This is a genomic window from Cellulomonas sp. APG4 (assembly GCF_009996735.1).
In the GTDB taxonomy this organism is placed as follows: domain Bacteria; phylum Actinomycetota; class Actinomycetes; order Actinomycetales; family Cellulomonadaceae; genus Actinotalea.
Genome location: NZ_JAACYI010000008.1, coordinates 99,453 through 109,437 on the forward strand (window position 1 = coordinate 99,453; position 9,985 = coordinate 109,437).

General features: G+C 74.4%; 12 protein-coding genes. 9 read left to right on the forward strand and 3 right to left on the reverse strand.

Going from position 1 to position 9,985, the window contains the following annotated elements:
* Positions 1-54 precede the first annotated feature (54 nt).
* The gene (locus GXB85_RS08235) at positions 55-1,467 is read left to right on the forward strand and encodes an MFS transporter (RefSeq protein ID WP_161917160.1); all 1,413 of its coding nucleotides are present in this window, start codon (positions 55-57) and stop codon (positions 1,465-1,467) included.
* A complete protein-coding gene (locus GXB85_RS08240) occupies positions 1,464-2,468 on the forward strand; it encodes an alpha/beta hydrolase (RefSeq protein WP_161917161.1) in 1,005 nt (334 codons plus the stop codon). Before GXB85_RS08235 ends, GXB85_RS08240 begins: the two co-directional genes overlap by 4 nt.
* Here GXB85_RS08240 and GXB85_RS08245 read toward each other — a convergent pair.
* Positions 2,404-3,285 (reverse strand): glycerophosphodiester phosphodiesterase family protein, encoded by an 882-nt coding sequence (locus GXB85_RS08245; protein ID WP_161917162.1) that lies wholly within the window; start codon positions 3,283-3,285, stop codon positions 2,404-2,406. The genes GXB85_RS08240 and GXB85_RS08245 overlap by 65 nt on opposite strands.
* On the reverse strand, positions 3,278-4,234 hold the full coding sequence (locus tag GXB85_RS08250) for a UbiA family prenyltransferase (RefSeq protein ID WP_161917163.1): 957 nt from the start codon (positions 4,232-4,234) through the stop codon (positions 3,278-3,280). The genes GXB85_RS08245 and GXB85_RS08250 overlap by 8 nt, the downstream gene beginning before the upstream one ends.
* 71 nt (positions 4,235-4,305) lie before the next feature.
* Here GXB85_RS08250 and GXB85_RS08255 point away from each other — a divergent pair, with 71 nt between their 5' ends.
* From GXB85_RS08255 to GXB85_RS08265, 3 genes are read left to right on the forward strand one after another with little or no spacing between them, the layout of a single operon-like run.
* A complete protein-coding gene (locus GXB85_RS08255) occupies positions 4,306-5,397 on the forward strand; it encodes a type III polyketide synthase (protein WP_161917164.1) in 1,092 nt (363 codons plus the stop codon).
* Entirely contained in the window at positions 5,391-5,915 is a 525-nt protein-coding gene (locus tag GXB85_RS08260; RefSeq protein WP_161917165.1) for an isoprenylcysteine carboxyl methyltransferase family protein, read from the forward strand. The genes GXB85_RS08255 and GXB85_RS08260 overlap by 7 nt, the downstream gene beginning before the upstream one ends.
* On the forward strand, positions 5,902-6,927 hold the full coding sequence (locus GXB85_RS08265; protein WP_161917166.1) for an FAD-dependent monooxygenase: 1,026 nt from the start codon (positions 5,902-5,904) through the stop codon (positions 6,925-6,927). The genes GXB85_RS08260 and GXB85_RS08265 overlap by 14 nt, the downstream gene beginning before the upstream one ends.
* A 27-nt stretch (positions 6,928-6,954) precedes the next feature.
* Here the strand turns inward: GXB85_RS08265 and GXB85_RS17820 are convergent, their stop codons facing one another.
* Complete coding sequence (locus GXB85_RS17820) at positions 6,955-7,119, reverse strand: hypothetical protein (RefSeq protein ID WP_202627718.1); 165 nt, start codon at positions 7,117-7,119, stop codon at positions 6,955-6,957.
* 181 nt (positions 7,120-7,300) lie between these two features.
* Here GXB85_RS17820 and GXB85_RS08270 point away from each other — a divergent pair, with 181 nt between their 5' ends.
* From GXB85_RS08270 to GXB85_RS08285, 4 genes are all read left to right on the forward strand, one after another.
* Positions 7,301-8,584, forward strand: a complete 1,284-nt coding sequence (locus GXB85_RS08270; protein ID WP_161917167.1) for an NAD(P)/FAD-dependent oxidoreductase — start codon at positions 7,301-7,303, stop codon at positions 8,582-8,584.
* Positions 8,585-8,607: 23 nt separating this feature from the next.
* Positions 8,608-8,922, forward strand: coding sequence for a TusE/DsrC/DsvC family sulfur relay protein (locus GXB85_RS08275; protein WP_161917168.1), 315 nt, complete (start codon positions 8,608-8,610; stop codon positions 8,920-8,922).
* Positions 8,923-8,993: 71 nt separating this feature from the next.
* On the forward strand, positions 8,994-9,497 hold the full coding sequence (locus tag GXB85_RS08280; RefSeq protein ID WP_161917169.1) for a DsrE/DsrF/DrsH-like family protein: 504 nt from the start codon (positions 8,994-8,996) through the stop codon (positions 9,495-9,497).
* Between the two features lie 55 nt (positions 9,498-9,552).
* Complete coding sequence (locus GXB85_RS08285) at positions 9,553-9,978, forward strand: rhodanese-like domain-containing protein (protein ID WP_161917170.1); 426 nt, start codon at positions 9,553-9,555, stop codon at positions 9,976-9,978.
* The last annotated feature ends 7 nt before the right edge of the window (positions 9,979-9,985 follow it).

Sequence of the window (9,985 nt, forward strand, 5' to 3'; positions counted from 1 at the left end):
CGCCGTTCGCGGAGCGGCCACCTGCGGTTGCGGGCCCACCCCTAGGATCCGCGTGTGATCGCCGACGCTCCGAGCCGAGCCGCCGCTGCCCCCGTCCCGCGCCGACGCGTCGTCTCGTGGGCCCTGTGGGACTGGGGGTCGGCCGCGTTCAACGCGGTCATCACGACCTTCGTCTTCACCCGGTGGCTGACGAGCGAGGCGTTCATCGAGCCCGACGTCGTGGCGGCAGCCGCCGCAGAGCCGGACGGCGGTCCCGCGACGGCCGCCTACGACGCGGCGGTCGCCGTCCACTCGACGTGGCTGGGCTGGGGGCTCGCGGCCGCAGGCCTCGTGATCGCACTCCTGGCGCCCGTGGCCGGCGCGCGCTCGGACGACACGGGCCGCCGCAAGCTCTGGCTCGGCGTCCACACGGGCGTGACCGTGGCCATCTGCGCCGCGATGTTCCTGGTGCGTCCCGCCCCCGGTTCGCTCACCGAGAACCTGCTCCTCGGGATCGCGCTGCTGGCGTTCGCCAACGTGTTCTTCGAGCTCGCCGGCGTCAACTACAACGCGATGCTCACCCAGGTCTCGACGCCACGGAACCGAGGCCAGGTCAGCGGGATCGGCTGGGGCGCGGGGTACATCGGCGGGATCGTCCTGCTGCTCGTGCTGTTCGTGGGCTTCATCAACCCCGACGTCGGCTGGTTCGGCGTCACGGGCGAGGACGGCCTCGACATCCGGGTGTCGGTGCTGCTCTCGGCCGTCTGGTTCGCGGTGTTCGCGATCCCGGTCATGCTCAGCGTGCCCGAGGTCCCGCCCAGCCCGACGCGGCAGCGGCTCGGGTTCCTCGGCGCGTACCGCAGGCTCGTGACCGACGTCGTGACCCTGTGGCGCGACCGCCGCTCGACCCTGACCTTCATGATCGCCGCGGCCGTCTACCGCGACGGGCTGGCGGGCGTCTTCACGTTCGGCGCGGTCATCGCCTCGGGCACGTTCGGCTTCAGCGCGAGCGAGGTCGTCGTCTTCGCGATCGCCGCCAACGTCGTGGCCGGCGTCTCGACGTTCGTCGGGGGGCACCTCGACGACAGGCTCGGGCCCAAGCGGATCATCATCGCCTCCCTGGTGGGGCTCCTCGTCGCGGGCTCGGCGGTGTTCGTGCTGCACGACGCCGGCCGCACGGCCTTCTGGGTCTTCGGCCTGCTGCTCACCGTCTTCGTCGGGCCGGCCCAGTCGGCGAGCCGCTCGCTCCTGGCGCGCGTGAGCCCGCTCGGCCGCGAGAGCGAGATGTTCGGTCTCTACGCGACCACGGGGCGCGCGGCCAGCTTCCTCGCCCCGTTCGCCTTCTCGACCCTCATCGCCCTGGGCGGGGCCCAGTACTGGGGGGTCCTGGGCATCATGCTCGTGGTGGGGCTGGGCCTCGTGCTGCTGCTGCGGGTGCGCGTCCCCGACCACGCCTCGACCGCCACGCGGACGAGCCTCGACCGATGAGGTGGCGGCCGGACGGCCTCGGCGCGGGCTGGGAGCAGACCACGCTCGACCTGGGCGCCGACGACGAGGGCCCGCTCGTCGCGACGCTGGTGCGCTGCACCCACGGGCTCCCGGCAGGGGACGCTGCCGATCCACGGCCGGTGGTCCTCTACGTCCACGGCTACAACGACTACTTCTTCCAGGCGCACGTCGGGGAGCGGCTCGCGCGTGAGGGCTACGCCTTCTACGCCGTGGACCTGCGCCGCTACGGGCGGTCGCTGCGGCCGTGGCAGACGCCGGGGTGGACGGACGACCTCACGGAGTACGCCGAGGAGCTCACGGCCGCCGCCCGGCACGTGCGCGCGGCCGGTCACCGCCGGCTCGTCGTGATGGCGCACTCGACCGGCGGGCTCGTCGCGACGCTGTGGGCGCACGCGCTGCGGCGCACGGACGCCGTCGACGCGCTCGTGCTCAACAGCCCGTGGTTCGACCTCGCCGCCCCGTGGTTCAGTCGGGTGGTGTCGACGCGCGTGCTCGACCTCGTGGGTCCGCTCGACCCGCGCCGCAGGCTCAGCCACGGGCCGTCGTACGCGCGCACGCTGCACCGCGATGCCGGCGGCCCGTGGGACTTCGACGTCGAGCTCAAGCGTCCCGAGGGTGTTCCCGTGCTCGCCGGCTGGCTCCGCGCGGTGCGCCGCGGCCAGGCGCGACTCGCGCGCGGCCTCGACGTGCGTGTGCCCGTGCTCGTCTGCGTCTCCGCCAGCAGCGGGCCCGACGACGACACCAACCCGTCGCGTCACCAGCAGGACACGGTGCTCGACGTCGAGCAGATCGTCGCCCGCGCGGCACGCATCGGTCCCGACGTCACGGTCGAGCGCATCGAGGGCGGCCTGCACGACCTCGCCCTGTCGCAGACCCCCGCGCGCGAGGCGTATCTCGACGCCGTGGTGACCTGGCTCAGCCGCCGCCTCGACCTGGCGCGCGACCCAGGATCCGACGCAGCGCCGCCGGCTGGTCGGTGATCACGGCCTCGGCGCCCGCCCGGAGGCACACGTCGAGGTCGTTCGCGCCCGCCACCGTCCACACACGCAGCGCGCGTCCTGCACGCACCCACCGCTCGACCCGCTCGGGGTGCCCACGCACGAAGGCCACGCTGGGCCCCACCCCACCGAACGCGCCGTCGTCGACCAGGGCGAGCGCACGGGCGACGGACCGGGCGGCCCGCGTCGCGTCGTCGTCCGGCCGCGCCGTCAGACGCGTCAGCGCGACCGGGTCTCCGGCGTCCACCAGGAGCACGAGGTCGCGCCTCGACACGCCCTGCCCTGCGAGGCGCTCGAGCGCGTCCGGGTCGAACGCCATCAGCGAGACACGTGCCGCTCCCACGGCACCCGTGGTCGCCTCCCACCCCGCCGCGGTCAGCACCTCGAGCGCGGCGTCCTCGGTGGGCCTGCCACGCGGGTCGGGGTGCTTGACCTCGACCGCGAGCTCGACCGTCCGGGCGGCTCCTGCCGCGAGCTCGACGAGCTCCGCGAGCCTGAGCACCCGGTGCGTGCCGCCGGCGTCCGCCCGCCGGGTGCCCGCAGGCTTCAGCAGGACCTCACGCAGGCCGGCGTAGGTGCGCTCCGCGAGCGGGCCCTGCTCGGTCGTCGTGCGGTCCAGGGTCGCGTCGTGCCAGCACACGGCGACGTCGTCGGCCGTGAGACGCACGTCGCACTCGAGCCCGTCGGCGCCGTCGGCCAGGGCCTGCACGTAGGCCGCGCGGCTGTGCTCGGGCGCGGGGCCGTGCGCACCCCGGTGGGCGATGATCCGAGGCACGTGCTCCCGACGTCGCTCAGGCACCGGCGACCGACCTGCCCGCGTCGACCACCAGCACCACGCACAGCGCGGCGACGACCATCGACAGCGTGAACGGGTGCCGGCTGCGCGGCGCCACGAGGCCCAGGGCCCCCGCGACGACGGCGGTCACGGCCGCGAGGCCGCCCACGACCAGGGCCGCCGGCGCAGGCGTCACCGCGCCGCCGGCGATCAGCGGGCCCGTGACCATCACGACCACGGCGGCCAGCAGCACGGCGGGGGCGAGCAGCAGCGCCGCCGCCCGGCCGCGACGGCGCACGAGCCTGTGCACCGCGCCGTCGACACCCGTGCGCGCGTCGTCGTCGAGGTCCGGGAGCACGTTGGCGACGTGGGCGCCCACACCCAGGAGCCCTCCCCCGGCGACGAGCCACGCGGGCGCGAGCGGGGCGCCCGGGAGCGTCAGCACGAGGAAGAGCGGCAGCAGGGCGAACGAGACCGCGTACGGGGCCCACGACCACGCGGTCGCCTTGAGCCCGAGGTTGTACGCCCAGGCCGAGGCGACCGCGGCGACGTGCACGAGGCCCGGGAGCAGTCCCGTCGCGACGGAGGCGAGCACGCACACGCTGAGCGCGCCGAGTGCCGCGGTTCGCAGGGTGCCGACCTCGAGCGCTCCGACGACGACGGGCTTGTCGACGCGCCCCGCGGCGTGGTCCCGGCGCGCGTCGACCCAGTCGTTGGACCAGCCGACGGACAGCTGACCGGTGAGCACGGCGGCGGTCGCGACGACGACCGTGACGGCGGGCGCCGACGCGGCGACGAGGACGGCGGCCGACATCGCCGTGACCATCGCCGTGGGTCCCGCGTGACTCGCGCGGGCGAGCGCCGCGAGCGCCACGAGTCCGCCTGTCGCCCCGGCCCGCAGGCGCGCACCGGCGCGCGCGCCTGCGGCCCGGCCGTCGCCGCTGCTCGTCGTCCCCGCGTCCGTGGCACCCATCCCGGCCGACCACCTCCCCACCGGACGCTAGCCCTCGCGACGTGGCGCACGCGACGTGACACGATGCCGAGATGCCCCGTGTGGTCGCCGTCGCCCCGGTCCTGCCCCCGCACACCTACCGCCAGTCCGAGATCGCCGACGTCCTGGCCCCCCTGCTCACCGGGACGCCGGCGCGCGCCCGCGCGATGGCCCGCCTGCACGCGGCCACCGGGGTGACGACACGCCATCTCGCGCTGCCGCTCGACGCCTACCCGCACCTCGGTGGGTTCGACGAGACGAACCGCACGTTCCACCAGGTGGGCGCTCGCCTCGCGGGAACGGCCGTGCGGCGTGCCCTCGACGACGCGCGCCTGCGCCCGCAGGACGTCGACCTGCTGCTGCTCACCTCGGTCACCGGGATCGGCGCACCCTCGCTCGACGCGACGCTCGTGACCGAGCTGGGGCTGCGACCCGACGTCGTGCGGATCCCGACCTTCGGGCTCGGGTGCGCGGGCGGCGCGGCCGGGCTGGGCCGGCTCCACGACCACCTCGTGGGCCACCCCGAGCAGGTCGCCCTGCTCGTGTCGGTCGAGCTGTGCTCGTTGACGCTCCAGCGCGACGACGACTCGGCGGCCAACCTGGTGGCGACGGGGCTGTTCGGCGACGGGGCGGCTGCGGTGGTGATGACGGGTGACGCCGTACCTGCCGGGGACGGTGCCGGGCGTCCCGCACCACGGACGGTCGCGGCCGCGAGCCACCTCGAGCCCGGCACCGCGGGCGACCTGGGCTGGGACATCGGGGCCTCCGGCTTCCGGATCGTGCTGGGGGCAGGCCTGCCCGACGTCGTGCGACGAGGGCTGCGCGGCCCCGTCGAACGCCTCCTCGACCGCCACGACCTCAAGCCCCCAGACGTGACGGGCTGGGTGGTGCACACCGGCGGCCCACGGATCCTCGACGCCGTCCAGGAGGCCCTCGACCTCGACGCCGCCGAGCTCGCCGGCGCACGTGAGCTGCTCGCGGCGACGGGCAACCTCTCGTCCGCCTCGGTGCTGCACGGCCTCGCGCGGGCGCTCGAGCAGGAGCACCCGCCCGGTTCCCCGGGGGTGCTCATGGCGTTCGGGCCGGGCGTGAGCACCGACCTCGTGCTGCTGCGCTGGTCCGACGAGGGAGGATCCGCATGCTGACGGTGTACCTGGCCGTGGTCGCCGCGACGGCGCTCGAGCGCCTGGCGGAGCTGGTGGTCTCGACCCGCAACGCCCGGTGGTCCTTCGCGCGCGGCGGGGTCGAGAGCGGCCGTGGCCACTTCCCGCCCATGGTCGCCCTGCACACGGGGCTGCTGGTCGCCTGCGTGGTCGAGGTGCTCGTCGCCGATCGACCGTTCACGCCGTGGGTCGGGTGGCCGGCCCTCGCGCTCGTCGTCGCGAGCCAGGCGCTCCGTTGGTGGTGCATCGCGACCCTGGGCCCGCGCTGGAACACCCGCGTGATCGTGGTCCCGGACCTCCCGCTCGTGGCCCGCGGGCCGTACCGGTGGATGCGGCACCCCAACTACGTCGCCGTCGTCGTCGAGGGCGTCGCGCTGCCGCTGGTGCACGGTGCGTGGGTCACGGCGGTGGCGTTCACCGTGCTCAACGCGGTGCTGCTGCTCGGCTTCCGCATCCCCGCCGAGGCGCGCGCGCTCGAGGCCGCCCGTGCCGCCGCCTGACGCCGAGGTCCTGGTGGTGGGCGGTGGGCCGGTCGGCCTCGCCGCCGCGATCGAGGCGCGGCTCGCGGGGCACGAGGTGGTCGTGCTCGAACCGCGCAGCGGTCCGGTGGACAAGGCGTGCGGCGAGGGCCTCATGCCAGGGACGCTGGCAGCCCTGCTCCGCCTCGGCGTCGACCCGGAGGGGCACGCCCTGGCCGGGATCAGCTACCGACGCGACGGTGCGCACGTGGACCACCGCTTCCGCTCCCCCGGCCGGGGCGTGCGACGCACCACGCTCCACGCGGCCCTGCGTGCGCGGGCCGACGAGCTCGGGGTCGCGCACCGCGAGCAGCGCGTGCGGACCCTCACGCTCGAGCCCGACGGCGCCGTGGTCGACGGGATCCGGGCGCGGCACGTGCTCGCGTGCGACGGTCTGCACTCGACGGTCTCCCGGCTGCTGGGCCTCGACGTCGCCGCGAGCCGCGGCGGTGCGCGACGGTACGGCGTGCGCCGTCACCACGCGGTGGCGCCCTGGACCGACCTCGTCGAGGTGCACTGGACCCCGCACGCCGAGCTCTACGTCACGCCCGTGGGCCCGGAGCTGGTGGGGGTGGCCGCGCTCGGTCCCACGGGAACGGACCTGGCCGACCAGGTCGCCCTCGCCCCCGAGCTCGCCGGGCGCCTCGAGGGCGCGCCGGTCGTCGGGACGCTGCGCGGCGCCGGGCCGCTGCTGCGTCGTACCGCTCGGCGCACGTGCGGCGCGGTACGGCTGGTGGGTGACGCGAGCGGGTACGTCGACGCGCTCACGGGTGAGGGGCTGCGGGTGGGGCTCGCCCAGGCGCACGCAGCGATCGCGACGCTCGAGGACGCGTCCGCGTACGAGCGGGAGTGGCGCCGCGTCACACGCGACTACCGCCTGCTGACCGCCGGCCTCGTCACATGGGCGACGTCGCCGCTGCGACCCGCCGTGGTGCCCGTCGCCCGGCGCGTGCCCTGGCTCTACGGCGCAGTGGTCGACCGGCTCGCCCGATGAGGGCCCCGGCGCCGACGCGGCGACGTCTCAGCGGTCGGCGCGAGGATTCAGCATGTCCGGGTCGGCGTCCGGGTCACCGTCGGCCGGTTCGCCCTGGGCCTCCTCGCCCGTGCGAGGCGTGAGGTTCTCCGGGTCGGCATCGGGGTCCTCGGCCGGGTCGTAGGGGCGCTCGGAGGGTGTCTGCTCGCTCATCGGACCACAGTCGCACCGCCGTCGGCCCACCGCATGCGGAAGCCTCCGGACCACCCCCGTCTGATACCCCGCAGGGTATGCGACGAAGGTCCCTGGGCTGCCCCGACGGTGCGACATAGCGTCGGGAGTGACGGGTGCACGGCCGCCACCGGGCGGCCCCCGAGCACGCGAGGTGTCGAAGATGCGCCGACTCGTCGTCCTGGGTGCCGGGACCGCCGGCACGATGGTGGTCAACAAGCTCCGGCCGCGCCTGGCGCGCGACGAGTGGAGCGTGACGGTGGTCGAGCCGTCGGCCGAGCACTTCTACCAGCCCGGCTTCCTCTTCCTCCCCTTCGGCAGCCTGCGCGCACGTGACGTCGTCCGCCCGGTCCGGCCGACCCTCACCTCGGGCGTCGAGCTCGTCCGGGCCGCCGTCGACCGCGTCGACCCCGACGCCCGCGTGGTCCACCTCGAGGACGGCCGCACGCTCGCCTACGACTACCTCGTCATCGCGACGGGCACCTCCCCGCGTCCCGACGAGACGCCGGGGATGCGCGAGGGGCTGGGCGACACGGTGCACGAGTTCTTCACCTACCACGGGGCCATGGCCCTCGCGGCACGCCTGGCCGACTGGCCGGGCGGACGACTGGTGGTCCACGTGACCGAGATGCCGATCAAGTGCCCGGTCGCGCCGCTCGAGTTCGCGTTCCTCGCCGACGCGTTCTTCACCGACCGGCAGATCCGCGACAAGGTCGAGATCACCTACGCGACGCCGCTGCCGGGCGCGTTCACCAAGCCCGTGGCCTCCGCGGCGCTCGGCTCGATGCTCGAGGACCGCGGCGTGCACGTCGAGCCCGACTTCGTCGTCGAGCAGGTGGACGCCGAGGCAGGGACGCTCAGCGCGTTCGACGGGCGCGAGCTGGGCTTCGACCTGCTCGTGACGATCCCGGTCAACATGGGCGCCGACTTCGTGGCGCGCTCGGGCCTGGGCGACGAGCTCAACTACGTCCCGGTCGACAAGCACACGCTGCTCTCGACCGCGTACGACACGATCTTCGCGATCGGCGACGCCAGCGACGCACCGGCGTCGAAGGCGGGCTCGGTCGCACACTTCGCGGTCGAGTCGTTCGTGCCGAACTTCCTCGCGCACGTCGCAGGCCGCCCCATGACGCACGGCTTCGACGGGCACGCGAACTGCTTCATCGAGTCGGGGCACGGCAAGGGCCTGCTCATCGACTTCAGCTACGACGTCGAGCCCCTGCCCGGCACGTACCCCCTCCCCCGCGTCGGACCGTTCCGACTGCTGCGGGAGAGCCGCGTGAACCACTGGGGCAAGCTCGCGTTCCGGCACCTGTACTGGCACGCGCTGCTCCCCGGCCGGCGCCTGCCCGTGAGCGCCCACATGTCGATGGTGGGCAAGCAGCGCCCCGAGGCGCCGACGCCCGGCACGACCACCGGCCCCGTCGTCCCGGCCGGGATGGACTGACCGCACGAGACAAGGAGTACGCCATGCCCGTGACCACGATCGACGGACGTGAGGTCCACGTCGACGCCGAGGGCTTCATGACCGACCCCGCCGAGTGGGACGAGTCCCTCGCCGCGGCTCTCGCCGCGGCGATCGGCATCGAGCTCACCGACCGCCACTGGGAGCTGCTGCGGTTCCTGCGCGCCGACTTCGCGGAGCAGGGCGAGACGGCGACCACGCGTCGCGTGCAGACCGTGGGCGGCGTACCGACCAAGGAGCAGTTCGCGCTGTTCCCCAAGAAGCCCGCCAAGAAGATGGCCTACGTGGCAGGTCTCCCCAAGCCCAAGGGCTGCGTCTGACGCGTACTGCCGCCCCCGACACTCGCCGAAGTCGCGACACCGCGCACCCGGCCCTCCGAGAGGAAGCTGCCATGACCGTCCCCGAGATCCGTCCGTCGTTCGACGACGACGCCACCGAGGGCCGCAAGCTCGCGATCATCTGCTCCAAGGGCAACCTCGACATGGCCTACCCGGGTCTCATCCTCGGGAACGCGGCCCTGGGCGAGGGCGTCGAGACGCACCTGTTCTTCACCTTCTGGGGCTTCGACATGATCACGCGGTCCCGGATGGACGACCTGAAGTTCACCCCGGTCGGCAACACCGCGACGCACATGCCGATGGGCCTGACCCCGCTGCCCGGCATGACGACGATGGCCACACGCCAGATGCGCCGCTCGCTCGCCGAGCTCGACATCCCACCGGTGCGCGACTTCCTGGAGCAGATCGTGGCGGCGGGCGGCCACCTGTGGGCCTGCAGGCTCAGCGCGGACATGAACAAGCTCACCGAGGCCGACCTCTACGAGGAGGTCGAGGGCATCATCTCGGCGAGCGACTTCATCGAGCTCACCGAGGGTGCCCAGCTCCTGTTCATCTGAGCGCTCCGGACGCTCGGCCATGTCCGGTCAATACCCCGTGGGGTATGGTCTTCCCATGACGCCACGCATCCTCCGCCCCCTCGTCGGCCTCGTCGTGGCCACCGCCGCCCTGGTCGGCTGCGGCCCCACGTCCCCCGACGGGCCGCCCGCCGAGGCGGTCGGCACCGGGCTCGGCGCGACGCTCGACGGTGACGCCTTCGCGTCGCTCGTCGGCGAGCCCGACGTCGTGGTGCTCGACGTGCGCACGCCCGAGGAGTTCGCGAGCGGGCACCTTCCCGACGCCGTCAACCTCGACGTGTCGGACCCGGGCTTCCCCGAGGCGGTCGCCGCGCTCGATCCGACGGGCACCTACGCCGTGTACTGCCGCTCGGGCAACCGGTCGGCCCAGGCGGTCGCCGTGATGCTCGACGCGGGCGTCCAGGACGTGGCGCACCTCGAGGGCGGGATCGCGGCATGGCAGGGTGAGGTCGTCACCGACTGAGAGGTTC